This is a genomic window from Cyanobium sp. BA20m-p-22 (genome assembly GCF_024346275.1).
Classification (GTDB): domain Bacteria; phylum Cyanobacteriota; class Cyanobacteriia; order PCC-6307; family Cyanobiaceae; genus Cyanobium_A.
This window is the reverse complement of record NZ_JAGQCQ010000008.1, coordinates 15,856-32,522: the sequence shown is the minus strand read 5'-3', so window position 1 is coordinate 32,522 and position 16,667 is coordinate 15,856. Positions and strand designations below refer to the sequence as shown.

Here is a 16,667-nt window from a genome sequence, read left to right as displayed (position 1 = left end):
TGGCAACCCGGGAAGTGGAACTGCTGGAGGCAATCGCCACAGACACCGGGCCGCTCCCTTTGGGATGATCATGGCTCTGTTTGCTGCCCAGCCAGGCCCAATGGGGGAGTCAATGCCCAGCCCCACCCTCACCTCCCCGACTTCCCAGCGGGTCACCCGGCTACTGGGCGAGCGTCTGGAGCTGGTGGAAGACCTCTGGGAAACCGTGCTCCACAGCGAGTGTCCCGCCGGTCAGGCGGAGCGCCTGCTGCGGCTCAAGCACCTGAGCGACCCCAGCGAGGAGGATGCCACCACCGCGATCGTGCAGCTGATCCGGGAGATGGATCTGGCCGAGGCAATCGCCGCGGCCCGGGCCTTCTCGCTCTATTTCCAGCTGGTAAACATCCTCGAGCAGCACATCGAGGAGGACAGCTACCTCGACAGCCTCAAAAACCAGCGCAGCAGCCCCAGCGATCCCTTCCTGCCGCCGTTGGCCAACCAGAGCGACCCGGCCACCTTTCGCCAGCTGTTTGAGCGGCTCAGGAGCCTGAACGTACCCCCAGCCCAACTGGAAAAACTGCTGCGCACCCTGGATCTACGGCTGGTGTTCACGGCCCATCCCACCGAAATCGTGCGCCACACGGTGCGCCACAAGCAGCGGCGGGTGGCCTGCCTGATTCAGCAGCTGGAGCAGGGCGCCAGCCTCAATTCCGTCGAGCGCCACAGCCTGCGGCTCCAGCTGGAGGAGGAAATCAGGCTCTGGTGGCGTACCGATGAACTGCACCAGTTCAAACCAACGGTGCTCGATGAGGTCGACTACGCCCTGCACTTCTTCCAGCAGGTGCTCTTCGATGCCATGCCCCAGCTGCGGGACCGCATCCGCACCGCCCTGAAGGGGAGCTACCCCGATGTGGAACCGCCCCGGGATTCCTTCTGCACCTTCGGCTCCTGGGTGGGCTCAGATCGGGATGGCAACCCTTCGGTGACCCCGGACATCACCTGGCGAACGGCCTGCTACCAGCGCAAGCTGATGCTGGAGCGATATCTGAAGTCGGTGGCCGAGCTGCGCGACCAGCTCAGCATTTCGATGCAGTGGAGTCAGGTCAGCCCGGCCCTGCTGGAGTCGCTGGAGATGGACCGGCTGCGCTTTCCGGAGATCTATGAGGAGCGGGCCGCCCGCTACCGCCTGGAGCCCTACCGGCTGAAGCTCAGCTACACCCTGGAGCGGTTGCAGCTCACCCATCAGCGCAACCAAAGTCTGAGCGATGCCGGCTGGGAATCCCCCTGTGACGGCAGTGCCCCGCCCCCGCCGATGGGGGGAAGCCTGGCGGCCCCTCCCACCCAGGAACTGCACTACAGCACGGTTGATGAATTCCGCTACGACCTGGAACTGATCCAGGACAGCCTCAAGGCCACGGGACTGAGCTGTGAGTCGCTCCAGCACCTGATCAGTCAGGCCCAGATCTTCGCCTTCTGCCTGGCCAGCCTCGACATCCGCCAGGAGAGCACCCGCCACAGCGACGCCCTCGACGAGCTCAGCCGCTACCTCCAGCTCCCAGTTCCCTACGGGGAGATGGGGGAAACCCAGCGGGTGGAGTGGCTGCTGGAGGAGCTGCAAACCCGCCGCCCCCTGCTGCCCCCGGCGGCCCGCTGGAGTGCCGCAACCACGGAGACCTTCGCCGTATTCCGCATGCTGCAGCGCCTGCAGCAGGAATTTGGCTCCCGCATCTGCCGCACCTACGTGATCTCCATGAGTCACACGGTGTCCGACCTGCTGGAGGTGTTGCTGTTGGCCAAGGAGGCCGGCCTGGTGGATCCGAAGGCCCAGCGTGCCGGCCTGCTGGTGGTGCCGCTGTTCGAAACGGTGGAAGACCTCCAAGGGGCCCCGGCGGTGATGGCCACCTTGTTTCGCCACCCCTTCTACCGGGCCCTCCTGGCCAGTGACGGCGGCCAGCCACTCCAAGAAGTCATGCTGGGCTACTCAGACAGCAACAAGGATTCCGGCTTCCTCTCCAGCAACTGGGAGATCCATAAAGCCCAGATTGCCCTCCAGCGGCTGGCCATCGAGCACGGGGTGGCCCTGCGGATCTTCCATGGCCGCGGCGGCTCCGTGGGCCGGGGTGGGGGCCCTGCCTACCAGGCGATCCTGGCCCAGCCAAGCGGCACCCTCAGCGGCCGCATCAAGATCACCGAACAGGGAGAGGTGCTGGCCTCGAAGTATTCCCTGCCCGAACTGGCCCTCTACAACCTGGAAACGGTGACAACCGCCGTGTTGCAGAACAGCCTGGTGAGTGCCCCCGTAGACGACACCCCCAGCTGGAATGACCTGATGGGGCGGCTGGCGGCCCGCTCCCGGGACCACTACCGGGCCCTGGTGCACGACAACCCTGACCTAGTGGCCTTCTTCCAGCAGGTGACCCCGATCGAAGAGATCAGCAAGCTGCAGATCTCCAGTCGCCCGGCCCGCCGTAAAAGTGGCGCCAAGGACCTCTCCAGCCTGCGGGCCATCCCCTGGGTATTTGGCTGGACCCAGAGCCGCTTCCTGCTGCCCAGTTGGTTCGGGGTGGGGGCGGCCCTGCAGGAGGAACTCACCCAGGACCCCGAACAACTCGAGTTGCTGCGCCTGCTCCACCAACGCTGGCCGTTCTTCCGCATGCTGATCTCCAAGGTGGAGATGACCCTCTCCAAAGTCGACCTCGACCTGGCCCACCACTACGTGCAGGCCCTGGGCCGCAGCGAGAACCGGGAGGCCTTCGAGCAGATCTTCCAAGCCATCGCCGCCGAATTCGAGCTCACCCGCGATCTGGTGCTGGCGATCACGGGCCACAGCCGCTTGCTGGATGGGGATCCTGCCCTGCAGCTATCGGTCGACCTGCGCAACCGCACGATCATTCCCCTTGGCTTCCTGCAGGTGGCCCTGCTGCGGCGCCTGCGCGACCAGAACCGCCAACCACCGATGAGTGAAGCGCTGGCCAGCTCCAGCGACGATGGCCGCACCTACAGCCGCAGCGAGCTGCTGCGCGGGGCCCTGCTCACCATCAACGGTATCGCCGCGGGCATGCGCAACACGGGCTGACCAGCCCCCCAGACCCTCCCCTGAGCCATCCCAGCTCCGCCCAGCACTGGATTCCCTCTTGATCCCTTTCCGCAGCCAGCCCCAAGCCCCGCGTCTGCGGGAGGGCTATGCGCTGCTCGCCAACAGCCTCCCCAGCCCCGACGAGCTCAATCGGCTGCTGCTGGCCAGCGGCGATCGCAGCCGCAACCCAGACCGCTGGCAGCGGGTGCTGGACAACAGCCTCTGGCACCTGGGGGTGCAATCCCCGGAGGGCAAGTTGGTAGGTTTCGTGCGGGCCACCAGCGATCTGGCCCTCAATGCCAACCTCTGGGACCTCTGCGCCGATCCGGGGGATCCGCACCAGGGCGACATCCTGGCGGTGCTGGTGCATGGCTCCCTGGGCAAGCTGCGCAGGGAGTTAGCCGGGTGCAGCATTTCGCTCTCAGCACCGCCTGAGGCCCTGGCCGCCCTGGATCGCTATGGATTTTCCGTCGATCCCGGTGGCATTCGGGCGATGGGCCTCAACCTGCTGGATTGATTCGCTTACTGAGTTGATTCCCTTGCTTGGTTGATTCGCTTACTGGGTTGGCCCGCTGAGCCAAGTGACCTGATCAGTACTGAACTGGTAAGTACTGACCTGATAAGTACTGACCTGATGAGTAGCGAGCATGGAGGGACTCGAACCCCCGACCCTCAGAACCGGAATCTGATGCTCTATCCAACTGAGCTACATGCCCATGGCTAAGGCCCATGGCCGGAGCAGAGCTCCGGAGGAATTACCTTAACCTCCCGTCGCGTCAGAGCCATCCGGCTGCACCGCCTGGAGCTGCTGAATTTTCGCAATATCAGCCATCTGGAGCTGGCCCTGGAGGCCCCCCGGCTGCTGGTGATTGGCGCCAATGGCGAGGGCAAATCAAACCTGCTGGAATCGGTGGAATTGCTGGGGTGCCTGCGTTCCCACCGCACCGCCAGCGATCGCGACCTGATCCAGCACGGGCAGAGCAGCTGCCAGGTGCGGGCCTCAACCGGCAGCGGTGATCAGCTGGCGCTCCACCTGCGCCGCAGCGGCGGGCGCATGGCCCAGCGCAACGGCAAGGTGCTGGATCGCCAGCTCGACCTGCTGGGATCGCTGCGCTGCGTGGGTTTCAGCGCCCTCGACCTCGAATTGGTGCGGGGCGAGCCCGCTGGCCGGCGCCAATGGCTCGACCGGGTGGTGCTGCAGCTCGAACCTGTCTATGGCGACCTGCTCAGCCGCTACGGCCGGCTCCTGCGCCAGCGCAGCCAGCTGCTGCGGCGGGGCCTCGGCGGCGGCGATCTGCAGGGCCTGCTCGATGCCTTTGATCTGCAGATGGCTGTGATCGGCACCCGGCTGCAGCGCCGTCGGTCGCGGGCCATCCGCAGGCTGGAGCCCCTGGCCGCCGCCTGGCAGGCAAGGCTCAGCGGCGGCCGGGAATGCCTGGAGCTCGAGTATCAGGGCGGCGCCCAGGTGGGTGGCGAAGATGCCGAGGATCCCTGGCGGGAGGCCCTGCTGGCCCAACTGCAGCAGCAGCGGGGCGAAGAACTGCGGCTCGGGCAGTGCACGGTGGGGCCCCACCGCGACGAGCTGGGCTTGATCCTGGCCGGGCAGGGGGCTCGGCGCTACGGCTCGGCGGGCCAGCAGCGCACCCTGGTGCTGGCCCTCAAGCTGGCCGAGTTGGAGCTGGTGGGCACGGTGCTGGGGGAGCCGCCCCTACTGCTGCTCGACGACGTGCTGGCCGAGCTCGATCCGGAACGGCAACAACTGCTGCTCGAGGCGGTGGGCGAGGGCCACCAGTGCCTGGTGAGCGCCACCCACCTGGGGGCCTTCAGCGGCGGCTGGCAGGCCCAGAGCCAGCTGGTGCACATGCACGCCGGCCAAATCAGCGCTCACAACCATCTATGGTGATTAGCTTGTTCGGTCAATTTCGATGACCCAGACCCTGCCCTGCCTCCACCCGAACCCGGGATGGACCGAGGCCCCCGCAGCGATCCACCCAGCGGCCCCCCTCCCCCACCAGGTTTCCGACACCGTCGGGAAACACTGCATTCTCGAGCTCTACGGTTGCGACGGCACCAAGCTCGACGACGAACTTTTCCTCAGGGCCACCATCACCGCAGCAGCAAAGCGTGCCGGTGCCACCCTGCTCAACCTGATCACCCACCGTTTCGAACCCCAGGGCGTCACGGGGCTGGCCCTGCTTGCCGAATCGCACATCTCCATCCACACCTGGCCCGAATCGGGCTATGCCGCGGTGGATGTGTTCACCTGCGGCGACCACACCATGCCGGAAAAGGCCTGTGCCGTGCTTGTCGATGAGCTGTTGGCTGACACCCACAAGCTCACGAGCTTCCGCCGCGAAACACCCTCGTGCATCCACAGCAATCTGCGGGAGCCCCTGCATGGGCAGCCGTTTACTGCTGCCCTGAGCCGCTGAGCGCGGGAAGCGGACTGGCCGCAAGCTCCCGGTTGAGCTTGCCGCTCACCAGTCCCTCTAGGTCCAGACCCACGGCCGTGAAGCCAAGGGCGAGGAAGGCCGTCACCAGGGCCTGCCTGGGCTCGCTCTGAGCCCAGCGGCCAAGGGCCTGTTCGAGTTGCTCGGCCGGGAGCTCGATGCGGGCCGTCTGGCCCTGGCAGCGCACCCGCACCTCGGCCCAGCCGGCGGCCAACAACCAGGCCTCCGCCGCAGCCACCCGTTGCAGCCGTTCAGCCGTGATCGGCTCTCCGTAGGCAAAGCGGGACGCCAGGCAGGGCTGGGCAGGCTTGTCCCACCAGGGCAAACCCAGCGCCCGCGAAAGCTGGCGCACCTCAGCTTTAGTCAGGCCAACCGCAGCCAGGGGAGAACGCACGCCGAATTCCCGGGCAGCCCGGATGCCCGGGCGATGGTCGCCAAGGTCATCGGCATTGACGCCATCGACCACGCTGGCTCCCCTCGCCGCCGCCGCAATCGGCGCCAGCAGGCGGTGCAACTCCCGCTTACAGGCATAGCAGCGCTGCTCAGGATTGCTGGCGTAGGCAGGGTCGGCCAGCTCCGAGGTGGGGATTTCCCGGTGGCGAATGCCAAGCCAGCCGGCCTGGATGCGGGCTTCCTTACGCAGGTGGGGCGCCAGGGCCGGTGAAACCCCGGTGATCGCCAGGGCCCCCTGGCCACACTGCTCGAGGGCGATGGCCGCCACCAGGGCGCTGTCCACCCCGCCGGAGTAGGCCACCACCACCGGGTTGAGGGCGGCCAGCTGGCCACGCAATTCGGTCAAGGCCCCAGCCAGGGCCGGTGGCAGAGGTTCTAAAAGAGAAAAGTGCATCCGGGCCCCAATCCTGACCCGATCCTGCCAACCCCAAGCCAAAGGCGCCGGTAACATCTCGCCATGAGCAGCACCCAGACGCCGCAGCGGGGCACGGGCCGGGGCATCGGCATCCGCACTGCCGCCGGCAGCGATGAGCGTGCCCACGGCCAGCTGCATGTGTATGACGGCGACGGCAAGGGCAAGAGCCAGGCCGCCCTCGGGGTGGTGCTGCGCACGATCGGCCTGGGCATCTGCGAGCAGAAACGCACCAGAGTATTGCTGCTGCGCTTCCTCAAGGGGCCGGGCCGGGCCTACGACGAAGATGCCGCCATCGAAGCCCTGCAGCAGGGCTTTCCCCACCTGATCGACCAGGTGCGCACGGGCCGGGGCGAATTCTTCAGCGCCGAGGAGGCGACCAAATTCGACCGGCAGGAGGCCCAGCGCGGCTGGGACATTGCCAAGGGCGCCATCGCCAGCGACCTCTACTCGGTGGTGGTGCTCGATGAGCTCAACCCCGTGCTGGATCTGGGCCTGCTGGACATCGACGACGTGGCCCGCACCCTGGCGGCCAAGCCAGGCGGCATGGAGGTGATCTGCACGGGGCGCGGTGCCCCCCACAAGCTGGTGCAACTGGCAGACCTCCACTCGGAAATGCGGGCCCACCAGGGGCCCGGGGGGCTCGATGGGGTCGAGATCTACACCGGCGAGGGCAAGGGCAAATCCACCAGCGCCCTCGGCAAGGGCCTACAGGCCATCGGCCGGGGTATCAGCCAAGACAAAAGCCACCGGGTGCTGATCCTGCAGTGGCTCAAGGGCGGCAGCGGCTACACCGAGGATGCGGCGATTGCCGCCCTGCGCGAGAGCTATCCCCACCTGGTGGATCACCTGCGCTCTGGCCGCGATGCGATTGTCTGGCGCGGCCAGCAGCAGCCGATTGACTACGTGGAGGCCGAGCGGGCCTGGGAGATCGCCAGGGCAGCCATCTCCAGCGGCCTCTACAAAACCGTGATCCTCGATGAGATCAACCCCACAGTGGATCTCGAGCTGCTGCCGGTGGAGCCGATCGTGCAGACCCTATTGCGCAAGCCCGCCGAAACGGAGGTGATCCTCACCGGCCGCTGCAAAAACCGACCTGCCTACTTCGACCTGGCCAGCGTTTACTCAGAGATGGTGTGCCACAAGCACTACGCAGAGCGGGGCGTGGATCTCAAGCGGGGCGTGGATTACTGAGCTCGGAGCTCAGTAGCGCGGCACGGATGGATCCACCTCCTTGCTCCAGGCATCGATGCCGCCTGAGACATTGATGCCCTCGATGCCATGGCGCCCCAGGGCGATCAGCGCTTTGGCGCTGCGGCCGCCCAGCTTGCAGTGCACGTAAAGCTTCTTGCCGGCCGCCAGGTCGCGGATCTGATCAATCGCCACGCCGCTCTCGATCTGGTCGAGGGGGATGAGGGTGGCGCCGGAGATCACGGCTATGTCGGCCTCGGGGGGATTGCGCACATCCACCAGCACCAGGCCACTGGTGTCGCCATCGAGCAGGGTTTTGAGTTCGGTAACACTGATGCTGTCCACCGCGCCGGCCTCCTCCTGGCCCGGAGCACTGCCGCCCACCCCGCAGAACTCCTGATAATCAATAAGTTTGTCGATCACCGGGCGCTCGGGGTTGGGCCGAAGTTTGAGCTCGCGGAACTTCATGCCCAGGGCATCAAATAACAACAGGCGGCCGCTGAGGCTGGTGCCGATGCCAGCAATGATCTTCACGGCTTCGGTGGCCTGGATCAGGCCGATGATGCCGGGCAGCACCCCCACCACTCCGCCCTCGGCGCAGGAGGGCACCATGCCCGGCGGCGGTGGCTCGGGGAACAGGTCGCGGTAGTTGGGGCTTTCCGCATCCAGGTTGAACACCGTGGCCTGGCCCTCGAAGCGAAAGATCGAGCCGTAGACATTGGGCTTACCCAGGAGCACGCAGGCGTCGTTCACCAGGTAGCGGGTGGGGAAGTTGTCGGTGCCGTCGCAGACGATGTCGTAGGGCCGGATGATCTCGAGAGCGTTCTCGATGGTCAGCGCCGTTGGGTAGAGATCCACCTGGCAATGGGGGTTGATCTCGAGGATGCGCGCCTTGGCCGATTCGATCTTGGGCTTGCCCACCCAGCTGGTGCCGTGGATCACCTGGCGCTGCAGGTTGGAGTGGTCGACCACGTCGAAATCGACGATGCCGAGGCGCCCCACCCCGGCGGCGGCCAGATAGAGCAGCAGCGGCGAGCCCAGGCCTCCTGTGCCCACACAAAGCACGGAGGCGGCCTTGAGCCGCTTCTGGCCCTCCATGCCAATCTCGGGCAGGATTAAGTGCCGTCCGTAGCGGGCCACCTCATCGGGGCTGAGCTGGACGCCGCTGGTGTCGGGAGGAAGCATGGCCGCTGGGATCAGGTTTCCATTCTCCACGGCAGGCGCTGGGGCGGGGCCGGGGGCTGGCAGATCCACCACCCCACCAGCTCCTGGCCCTGACCCCCATCGCCACTGCCTACCGCGCCCATGATCACCATCAAGGCCGGCCAGACGCAGAGCCTGCAGTCGGTGGTGGAGGGCACTGGGGCCGTGACCGGGTGGCTGTGGGCCGAGCCCAGCAGCTCCAGCCCCCGCTCCCTTGCCCACTTCTGGGCCAGCAGTTGCTCGCGGGGATCAATCGCGAAGCGATGGTTGCGGGCCCCAGGCTGGGGCCAGACGTTGCAGCAAGGCCAGATCCGACGCAGTTGCCAACCATCGCCCTGCCTCTGGCCCAGCAGCAAGGCACATCCCTCCTCGGGTTGCGCCACTGCCAAAATCCGGCTCAGAACGGTGAGCAGCTGCAAATCTGCCCTGAGATGAGCTGGCGCTTGCAAACACACACCGATACCTTGTGAACCAGTCCAACCTTGCCCACCATCCGGTCCATGAGTGACACCACCCCCGAAGCAGTTGAGCAGGAAACTGCCACTGGAGTGGAGCCAGGCGCTGCCACCACTGGATCCGAAACCGGCTCAGCAACCGGCTCAGAAGCCACTTCCGATGCCGACGCCAAATCCGAGGTCAGCTTCACAGAGCGCTACAGCGAGATCCTGACCAAGGTGAATGCCACCCTCGACAAGGTGGACTGGAGCCAGATGGGCCGGATCGGCAAGTCCACCGGAGTGATCCTGGCGGTGATCGTGGCCCAGATCCTGATCAAGGGAGTGCTCGACACCATCAACCTTCTGCCCGTGGTGCCAGGCCTGCTCGAACTGCTAGGCCTGGTGGTGGTGGGCAATTGGAGCTGGCAGAACCTCACCACCAGTGAGAAACGCGGTGCTGTGGTGTCGAAGCTGCAGAACCTCCGCCAGGAATACCTCGGCTGAGCAGTTCGAGGATGGAGGCTTGGGCCCTTTGCCCGTAGCTGCCACCAAAGAGGTTGGCGTGGTTGAGCAGGTGATAGAGGTTGTAGAGGGCCACCCGCCCGCTGGCCCCGGGCGCAAGGGGCCAGCGACTGGTGTAGCCCGTAAAGAAGCTGGGCGAAAAGCCGCCAAACAACTGGGCCATCGCCAGATCCACCTCCCGATCCCCCCAGTAGCAGGCAGGGTCAAAGATGACCCCACTGCCATTGCTGAGCAAGGCCGCATTGCCACACCAGAGATCGCCGTGCACGAGCACCGGCTCGGCAGGGTGACCTGCCAACCATTGCGGCACGAGCTCCAGCAGGGCCGCAGCTCCCTGCAGCGGCTTGCTCCTTCTTGCGGCCCAGGCGAGCTGGGGGGCCAGCCGGCACTCGACGAAAAACTGGCCCCAGCTGGATCGCCAACCATTGGCTTGGGGGGCTGAACCGATGAAGTTGGCGGCCGGCCAGCCATAGCCCTGGCCCGCCGAGCTGGCGGCGCTGGCCCGGTGCAAATCCGCCAGGCTTTGGCCCAATCGAAACACCGCAGCGGTGTCGCCCGAGCCCCCACCAATCCCGTCGAGGTCCAGCCAGGGCATCACCAGCACGGCCTGATCAGCGGCCGTCCCCCAGGCCAGGGGCTCGGGAACCACCAGGCCCTCTGGCGCGTGGGCCGCCAACGCCAGGAGTCCCTCCACTTCCGCCCCAAGCAGGGGCAGGGCGGAGGCCCTGTTGGTTTTGGCAAACAAAATGCCCCCGTCGGCAAACTGGAACCGCCAGGCCCGGTGGATGCAGCCCCCGCCCACCGGCGTGCGCGCCACCAGGCGGCGGCCGAGCCGATCCTCTAGCCAGGCGGTGAGGGGATCGGCGGGCGCGGCAGCCATGGCGCCGTGGCGGGGAGGCAGCTGCCAGCATGCCCCCATGCAGACGCACCCTGATGTGGTGGTAGTGGGAGCCGGCATCGCCGGTCTCAGCGCGGCGGCCCTGCTGGCCAAGGCCGGTCTGGGGGTTCATCTGCTTGAAGCCCACCACCAGAGCGGCGGCTGCGCCGGCACCTTCCGCCGCGGGCCCTACACCTTCGACGTGGGCGCGACCCAGGTGGCGGGCCTGGAACCCGGCGGCAGCCATCGGCGCCTGCTCGAGCACTTCCAGCTGCCACTGCCGGCCGCAACCCCCCTGGATCCGGCCTGCGTGGTGGACCTGGGCGATGGCCGACCACCGGTGCGGATCTGGCGCAATCCAGCCCGCTGGGCCACAGAGCGGGAGCAGCAATTTCCAGGCAGCGGCCGCTTCTGGCAACTCTGCGCCGCCCTGCACCAGGCCAACTGGGCCTTCGCCAGCCGGGATCCCGTGCTGCCCCCCCGCAGCCCCTGGGATCTGGCCCAACTTCTGCCGACCCTGCGTCCCGCCAACCTGGCCAGTGGCCTGCTGATCACCGCCACAGTGGCCGATCTGCTGATGCTCACGGGCTGCGGCGGCGATCCGCGTCTGCGCCGCTTTCTCGATCTGCAACTGCGGCTCTACTCCCAGGAGCCAGCCGATCGCACCGCCGCCCTCTATGGCGCCACCGTGCTGGCCATGGGTCAGGAACCCCTGGGCCTATGGCATCTGGAGAGCTCAATGCAGGTACTCAGCCAGCAGTTGGAGCAGGCCCTGGCGGCCGCCGGCGGCCAGCTGCGGCTGGGGCACCGGGTGACGCAGCTCGAGCGCACAGGCGCGGGCTGGGTTGTCCATGGCGAGCAGCCGCAGCCCTTTGCGCTGGCAGCTACCGATGTGGTGCTGGCCCTGCCGGTGCAGAGCTTGTCCGACCTGCTCCCAGGCCAGCTACCTGGGGGCTATCGGCGCCGGCTGGCGAGCCTCCCCGATCCCTCCGGAGCAGTGGTGTTCTACGGGGCCGTGGACCGGAGCCTGCTGCAGAGCGACTGTCCCGCCCACCTGCAGCTCGACTGGGCCGAGCCGGGCTCCCTGTTTGTATCGGTGAGTCGCGAGGGCGATGGCCGGGCCCCGGCCGGCCAGGCCACCGTGATCGCCAGCGTGTTCACCCCGGCGCGCCCCTGGTTTGGCCTCAGCCGCCAGGCCTATGGCCAGGCCAAAGCCGAAGCCCTGGCAGGCATCCAACGGGGGCTGCAAAGGCAGCTGGGAATTGCCCCCAACCAATGGCGCCACGGCGAGCTGGCCACCCCGCGAGGTTTCGCCCGCTGGACGGGCCGCCCCTTCGGCTTTGTGGGGGGCCTCGGCCAGCATCCCAGTCGCTTTGGGCCCTTCGGCCTGGCCAGCCGCACCCCCCTGCCAGGCCTGTGGCTGTGCGGCGACTCGATTCACCCCGGCGAAGGCACCGCCGGCGTGGCGCTCTCAGCCCTGATGGCCTGCCGCCAGTTGCTGGCGCGGCGGGGCCAGGTACTGACCCTGGGCACCGCTGCTGAGTTCGGGCGCTGAGTTCAGGAGCTACCTGTTTCTGCAGGGGCGCTCGGGCCCACAAACTGGGGCCGCAACTGGTGGCAGCCCTCCAGTTGCCGCTGCAGCGCAGCCCAATCACCCCGCTGCAGCAAATCCTCCAACTCGCCAAGTTGCTGGCGATAGGCGGCGAGGGCTGCCAACAGGGCATCACGATTGCAGCGAGCCATCAGGGAGCCCAGCTGCGGGTTGCCCCCCCCCACCCGCGTGGTGTCGGCAAATCCACTCGAAGCCAGCTGGCGCACCAGGTGCGGCGGGGCCACGCCTGAATCTGCTGCCCGCAACAGGGCCGCCCCCAACAGCACGGGCAGATGGGAAATCATTGCCACCGCCTGGTCATGGTCCCCAGCTGGGCAGGTAAGCCAGCGGGCCCCCACGAGCTCCGCCAGATTCCGCACCACCCCCAGGGCTTCCAAGTCGGTGCCAGCCTCCGGCGTGGCCACCCAGGGGCGCTGGCGAAACAGGCCCACCACCCCTGCCTCCACTCCCGCCTCAGCGTTACCCGCCATGGGATGGCTGGCCACAAATCGCGGATGCAGAGCCCGCCAGCGCTCCAGCACCGGCTCCTTCACCGAGCCCACATCAGTGATCACCGCCTGGGTCGGCAGGGCCGCCAGCAGGTCGGGATCGGGGTCCAACAGTTGATCAAGGGGCAGGGCCAGCACCACCAGGCCACAGGGAGCCAGCACGGCGGGATCGGTGCTCACCTCCGTTGCCAGGCCCCTCTGGCGGGCGCGCTCGGCGGTGGTGGCGCGATGCACCAGGCCCCGAACCCCAATGCCAAGCCGCTGCAGATCCAATCCCAGGGAACCGCCGATCAACCCCAGGCCCACCACACCCACGGGTTGCTGGCGCCAGGGATCCGGCGCCAGGCCATCGCTGCTATCGGGCAGGGGAACAGACGCCATCGAGCATCCACAGACAGAAATCGTGTAGCCAGCTTCCTACGATCCGATCCTGTTGGCCGCCTGGGAATGCTCGAAGCCCGCGCCCACCACCAACTCAAGGCCCTGCTTGCACGGGAAGGGTGCGAACCCTGGCCCCACCACCTGAGCCTCAGCCGCCTGGTGGCCCGCAGCCTGCGCCGTAGCGACCACACCTTTGTGCGGCTTGCCCCGGGCTGCGATCCCAGCTGGTGGATCAGCCTGTTGGTGCCCCTGGCCCTGAGTGAATGCCCCCTGGCCCTGGTGGTTAGCGATGGCACCCGCCAACGCTTGCTGCAGGTAGAGCTGCCCCGGCTGGGGAGGGCCGACCCGAGCCTGGCTCTGGCCTGTTTCGAGGGGGACCATCCACCTGCCGATGGCCGCGTCTGGCTTTTGAATCACCGCCAGCTGGTGGGGGCCTGGCAGCAGGGCTGGCTCGGGGAGAGGCAACTGGTGCTGCCTGAGGCCGAACATCTCGACAGCCTGCTCAGGGAGGCCCTGGAGGTGGTGCTGACGCCCCAGCACTGGGACCAGTTACGCCGGGCCCAGCCCACGGCAGAAGCGAGCCTGCTGAGCCTGCACGAGCGCCTCAACCGGCTCATCCTCAGCCATCCTGCTCACCCCAACCAGCTGGTGGGACTGGCGCCTGAAGACGAAGCACCCCTGCGTCACCTGCTGCAGTTGCTCGAACCCCTGCCCGCCCCCTGGCCGGCCTGGCTGGCCGCCAGGGGAAGCGGTTGGACCAGCTGGGCCCAGGTCAATCCCCAGCTGCTGCAATGGCAATTACATCGCCAACCGCTGGACCCCCTGGCGGCCCTGAAGGGCCTGCTGATCCGGCGCGGTGCGGTGGTGCTGGGCCAATTGTCCAGGGGGCCCTCTGTGGAGCTGGGCCTGCAGCCCAACGTGACCGTGAACCTGGGAGATCCGCCCCTAGCCGACCCCCTGCCCCTCTATGCCCCCCTTCGCCAACCCCTGCCCAACAGCCCCCATTACGGCCAGCACCTTCTGGACCACGCTCGCAGGCTGGTGCTTGGCCAGGGGGGGGTAACGGTGGTGCTGATCGATGACGAAGCCCTGCGCCTCAACCTCACCAGTGGGCTGGCTGCTGAATTCGGCAGTCGGGTGGTTCACGAGCACACCGCTCCCGAGAGCAATGGGGTCATCTGTGCCCGCTGGGACTGGTGGCTCAACCAGCAGCAACGGCTACCGCTACCGAGCCAGATCGTGGTGGCCTTACTGCCGATCGCCAGCCTGGAAGATCCCCTCACCGCCGCCCGGGTGCTGGCCATGCGTCAGTCAGGGCAAGACTGGTTTCGGGAATTCCTGCTCCCCGATGGCCTCAATCGACTGGAACTGGGGGTGGCCGGCCTGCGTCGCCAAGGGGGCAGGCTCGCGATTCTGGATGGCCGCCTGCGCGGGCGGAGCTGGGGGCGCCAGGTCTTACTCGCTCTGGAACCCTGGGTGAGCCTCAGACGCCTACTGCCTCACTAGCTTTAATTGCTCACCGCACCAAAGGAGACGCTGAAGCAATGGGGGAAGCAAAGCGCCGCAGCAGCCAGGGCCTGCCACCGAAGGGAATCAAGTCATCAGGCGCCAGGCCAGCCGATACTTCGCCGCGCATCGTTGCCTGGCTACCCCTCAGCCGCAACCAGGCCGATCGCTTCGTAAAACTCACCACCAAGGCGGCCTGGGTGGGCATCGGAGCCCTGGTGCTCTTCTGGGTGGCGGTTCGTTTCATCGGGCCCGCCGCGGGCTGGTGGACGTTGGCCGACGGCTGATTCGCCAGATTCTGAAGAAAACATTATGATGGGTGGCCACTGGGGTCGCTGCCGTGTTTCCACGCCTTGCCGAGCAATACCGGTCGGTGGTTCAAGACCTGGTGATGAGCCTCCAGGCCCTGGCCAAAAGCCTGCAGGAACGCGGCATCGCGGCTACCTGCTACATCTGCGGTGATGGCCGTGACGGCCACGGCGCCTCTTTTGTGGCCAACCTGGACACCAGACACATGGTGCGTTTTTTGGTGTCCGATTTCGGCATCAGCTGGGTCGAATCCCACGACGGCCACGAATTGGTCAAGCTGGAGGGCGCTGAAGCCATCCAGGAGCTGCAGCGCCTGGCCCAGGTGCTGCAGAGCCCCAACGCCCCCAGCAAGTCAGCTCCATCCCCGGGGCTCCCAGGCCGATCCAAGGGCGCTTTCAGCCGCCCCTGAGGCCTGGGCTGGCCGGGTGCTGAGCTGACTGGCTCAACTCGCCACCGGCAGATCGGCCAGCTCGGTCGCCGGATCCTCCTTTACGGAGCCAGTTGCTGCGGCTGCTTTGGCCGCTGCCGCCAGGGGCTTCATCGAGTTAGATGTCACCTCGGAGCCTTCCTTGAGCTTCTGGCGGGTGAGCTGCTCGATCAGCTCAGCCTGCTTGGGGTTCTGCTCCAGCCAGATGATCGTGTTGTCGCGGCCCTGGCCAATGTTGTCGCCCTCGTAGCTGTACCAGGCCCCTTTGCGAACCACCACACCGGTTTCCTCGGCCAGATCCAGCAGGCAGCCCAGGGTGCTGATGCCGCGGCCAAACAGGATGTCGAACTCAGCAATGCGGAAGGGAGGCGCCACCTTGTTCTTGGCCACCTTCACCTTGGCGCGGATGCCGTACTCCTCGGTGCCCCGCTTGAGAGTCTGAATCCGGCGGATGTCGAGGCGCACAGAGGCATAAAACTTGAGGGCGTTGCCGCCGGTGGTGGTTTCCGGATTGCCGTAGGTAACGCCAATCTTCTGGCGCAACTGGTTGAGGAAGATCACCGTGCAGCCTGACTTGCCGATGTTGCCGGTGATCTTGCGCATGGCCTGGCTCATCAGGCGAGCCTGGGCACCCACAGCCAGGTCGCCCATTTCGCCTTCAATTTCAGCGCGGGGGGTCAAGGCCGCCACCGAATCGATCACCACGATGTCAACCGCTCCTGAGCGCACCAGCTGGTCGACGATCTCCAGGGCCATCTCACCGGTATCCGGTTGGGAGACCAGCAGGTTTTCGATGTCAACGCCTAAAGCCGCTGCATAGACGGGGTCGAGGGCATGCTCCGCGTCCACAAAAGCGGCCACGCCGCCGCGCTTCTGCACCTCGGCAATGGCGTGCAAGGTGAGGGTGGTTTTACCAGAGCTCTCCGGCCCGTAAACCTCCACCACCCGACCCTTGGGGTAGCCGCCACCCAGGGCCAGATCAAGGGTGAGCGCCCCGGTGGAGATGGTTTCCACCCTCATGCGGGAAGCATCCCCCAATCGCATGATCGAACCCTTGCCGAAATTGCGCTCGATCTGGTTGAGCACCAGCCCCAGGGCCTTCTCACGCTCAGCGGCGGCACCGGCAGACGGGCGAGAAGCGGAAGAGGAGGAAGACACGGACGAACTGGAGGAAGGGGAGGAAAGGGAATTGGAGCGGGGATCGGCAGCCATGGCGACAATTAGAAACGGGGCGGAAAGCTGGGCAGAAACTGGGCAGAAAAAGACCAGCAGAGAGGGGGGACGGGCTCAGGAAGCAATCCTGCGCCCCCTAGAGAGCAAGTGCCACCAAAAAGGGCCGGCGTA

The 16,667-nt window shown here is 66.7% G+C and carries 16 protein-coding genes and 1 tRNA gene; 10 read left to right on the top strand and 7 right to left on the bottom strand.

Annotated features, from left to right (window positions below):
• Window positions 1-112: 112 nt before the first annotated feature.
• Complete coding sequence (gene ppc / locus KBZ15_RS01575; RefSeq protein WP_255012849.1) at window positions 113-3,055, top strand: phosphoenolpyruvate carboxylase; 2,943 nt, start codon at window positions 113-115, stop codon at window positions 3,053-3,055.
• A 58-nt stretch (window positions 3,056-3,113) separates the two neighbouring features.
• Window positions 3,114-3,572, top strand: coding sequence for an N-acetyltransferase (locus KBZ15_RS01570; protein ID WP_254929769.1), 459 nt, complete (start codon window positions 3,114-3,116; stop codon window positions 3,570-3,572).
• 125 nt (window positions 3,573-3,697) lie between these two features.
• Here KBZ15_RS01570 and KBZ15_RS01565 read toward each other — a convergent pair.
• Window positions 3,698-3,771 (bottom strand) — tRNA-Arg (locus KBZ15_RS01565).
• A 68-nt stretch (window positions 3,772-3,839) separates the two neighbouring features.
• Here KBZ15_RS01565 and recF point away from each other — a divergent pair.
• On the top strand, window positions 3,840-4,958 hold the full coding sequence (gene recF, locus KBZ15_RS01560; protein WP_396123374.1) for a DNA replication/repair protein RecF: 1,119 nt from the start codon (window positions 3,840-3,842) through the stop codon (window positions 4,956-4,958).
• A 22-nt stretch (window positions 4,959-4,980) separates the two neighbouring features.
• On the top strand, window positions 4,981-5,487 hold the full coding sequence (gene speD, locus KBZ15_RS01555; RefSeq protein WP_254929768.1) for an adenosylmethionine decarboxylase: 507 nt from the start codon (window positions 4,981-4,983) through the stop codon (window positions 5,485-5,487).
• Here the strand turns inward: speD and larE are convergent.
• Entirely contained in the window at window positions 5,465-6,352 is an 888-nt protein-coding gene (larE, locus tag KBZ15_RS01550) for an ATP-dependent sacrificial sulfur transferase LarE (RefSeq protein WP_255012847.1), read from the bottom strand. The genes speD and larE overlap by 23 nt on opposite strands.
• Window positions 6,353-6,415: 63 nt before the next feature.
• Here larE and KBZ15_RS01545 point away from each other — a divergent pair, with 63 nt between their 5' ends.
• A complete protein-coding gene (locus KBZ15_RS01545; protein WP_197148025.1) occupies window positions 6,416-7,564 on the top strand; it encodes a cob(I)yrinic acid a,c-diamide adenosyltransferase in 1,149 nt (382 codons plus the stop codon).
• Window positions 7,565-7,573: 9 nt separating this feature from the next.
• Here the strand turns inward: KBZ15_RS01545 and moeB are convergent, their stop codons facing one another.
• Together moeB and KBZ15_RS01535 are read right to left on the bottom strand one after the other, a co-directional pair.
• Entirely contained in the window at window positions 7,574-8,746 is a 1,173-nt protein-coding gene (moeB, locus tag KBZ15_RS01540; protein WP_255012845.1) for a molybdopterin-synthase adenylyltransferase MoeB, read from the bottom strand.
• A gap of 11 nt (window positions 8,747-8,757) precedes the next feature.
• The gene (locus KBZ15_RS01535; protein ID WP_255012843.1) at window positions 8,758-9,219 is read right to left on the bottom strand and encodes a M67 family metallopeptidase; all 462 of its coding nucleotides are present in this window, start codon (window positions 9,217-9,219) and stop codon (window positions 8,758-8,760) included.
• Between the two features lie 45 nt (window positions 9,220-9,264).
• Here KBZ15_RS01535 and KBZ15_RS01530 point away from each other — a divergent pair, with 45 nt between their 5' ends.
• The gene (locus KBZ15_RS01530; protein WP_255012841.1) at window positions 9,265-9,705 is read left to right on the top strand and encodes a CAAD domain-containing protein; all 441 of its coding nucleotides are present in this window, start codon (window positions 9,265-9,267) and stop codon (window positions 9,703-9,705) included.
• Here KBZ15_RS01530 and KBZ15_RS01525 read toward each other — a convergent pair.
• Complete coding sequence (locus KBZ15_RS01525; RefSeq protein WP_255012839.1) at window positions 9,635-10,603, bottom strand: fructosamine kinase family protein; 969 nt, start codon at window positions 10,601-10,603, stop codon at window positions 9,635-9,637. The two genes, KBZ15_RS01530 and KBZ15_RS01525, sit on opposite strands and share 71 nt — an antisense overlap.
• A 37-nt stretch (window positions 10,604-10,640) precedes the next feature.
• Here KBZ15_RS01525 and crtD point away from each other — a divergent pair, with 37 nt between their 5' ends.
• A complete protein-coding gene (gene crtD / locus KBZ15_RS01520) occupies window positions 10,641-12,155 on the top strand; it encodes a C-3',4' desaturase CrtD (protein ID WP_255012838.1) in 1,515 nt (504 codons plus the stop codon).
• Between the two features lie 2 nt (window positions 12,156-12,157).
• Here crtD and KBZ15_RS01515 read toward each other — a convergent pair whose 3' ends face one another.
• The gene (locus KBZ15_RS01515; RefSeq protein ID WP_255012836.1) at window positions 12,158-13,081 is read right to left on the bottom strand and encodes a prephenate/arogenate dehydrogenase; all 924 of its coding nucleotides are present in this window, start codon (window positions 13,079-13,081) and stop codon (window positions 12,158-12,160) included.
• Window positions 13,082-13,147: 66 nt separating this feature from the next.
• Here KBZ15_RS01515 and KBZ15_RS01510 point away from each other — a divergent pair, with 66 nt between their 5' ends.
• The 3 genes from KBZ15_RS01510 to KBZ15_RS01500 are packed head-to-tail and all read left to right on the top strand — an operon-like array spanning window position 13,148 to window position 15,305.
• Window positions 13,148-14,587, top strand: coding sequence for a helicase (locus tag KBZ15_RS01510; protein WP_255012833.1), 1,440 nt, complete (start codon window positions 13,148-13,150; stop codon window positions 14,585-14,587).
• A gap of 38 nt (window positions 14,588-14,625) precedes the next feature.
• Window positions 14,626-14,874 carry a DUF2839 domain-containing protein gene (locus tag KBZ15_RS01505; protein WP_254929759.1) on the top strand — a complete coding sequence of 83 codons (249 nt, stop codon included), beginning with the start codon at window positions 14,626-14,628 and terminating at the stop codon, window positions 14,872-14,874.
• 53 nt (window positions 14,875-14,927) lie between these two features.
• Window positions 14,928-15,305, top strand: coding sequence for a DUF1815 family protein (locus KBZ15_RS01500; protein WP_255012832.1), 378 nt, complete (start codon window positions 14,928-14,930; stop codon window positions 15,303-15,305).
• A gap of 33 nt (window positions 15,306-15,338) precedes the next feature.
• On the opposite strand, the gene recA is transcribed toward KBZ15_RS01500, so the two are convergent.
• On the bottom strand, window positions 15,339-16,535 hold the full coding sequence (recA, locus tag KBZ15_RS01495) for a recombinase RecA (RefSeq protein ID WP_255012831.1): 1,197 nt from the start codon (window positions 16,533-16,535) through the stop codon (window positions 15,339-15,341).
• Window positions 16,536-16,667: the final 132 nt, after the last annotated feature.

Bases quoted from the DNA above. Each gene is read 5' to 3' on its own strand.
- KBZ15_RS01515 (WP_255012836.1), bottom strand. From the start codon at position 13,081: ATGGCGTCTGTTCCCCTGCCCGATAGCAGCGATGGCCTGGCGCCGGAT.
- KBZ15_RS01545 (WP_197148025.1), top strand. From the start codon at position 6,416: ATGAGCAGCACCCAGACGCCGCAGCGGGGCACGGGCCGGGGCATCGGC.
- speD (WP_254929768.1), top strand. From the start codon at position 4,981: ATGACCCAGACCCTGCCCTGCCTCCACCCGAACCCGGGATGGACCGAG.
- KBZ15_RS01525 (WP_255012839.1), bottom strand. From the start codon at position 10,603: ATGGCTGCCGCGCCCGCCGATCCCCTCACCGCCTGGCTAGAGGATCGG.
- KBZ15_RS01510 (WP_255012833.1), top strand. From the start codon at position 13,148: ATGCTCGAAGCCCGCGCCCACCACCAACTCAAGGCCCTGCTTGCACGG.
- moeB (WP_255012845.1), bottom strand. From the start codon at position 8,746: ATGCTTCCTCCCGACACCAGCGGCGTCCAGCTCAGCCCCGATGAGGTG.
- ppc (WP_255012849.1), top strand. From the start codon at position 113: ATGCCCAGCCCCACCCTCACCTCCCCGACTTCCCAGCGGGTCACCCGG.
- larE (WP_255012847.1), bottom strand. From the start codon at position 6,352: ATGCACTTTTCTCTTTTAGAACCTCTGCCACCGGCCCTGGCTGGGGCC.
- recA (WP_255012831.1), bottom strand. From the start codon at position 16,535: ATGGCTGCCGATCCCCGCTCCAATTCCCTTTCCTCCCCTTCCTCCAGT.
- crtD (WP_255012838.1), top strand. From the start codon at position 10,641: ATGCAGACGCACCCTGATGTGGTGGTAGTGGGAGCCGGCATCGCCGGT.
- KBZ15_RS01530 (WP_255012841.1), top strand. From the start codon at position 9,265: ATGAGTGACACCACCCCCGAAGCAGTTGAGCAGGAAACTGCCACTGGA.
- KBZ15_RS01505 (WP_254929759.1), top strand. From the start codon at position 14,626: ATGGGGGAAGCAAAGCGCCGCAGCAGCCAGGGCCTGCCACCGAAGGGA.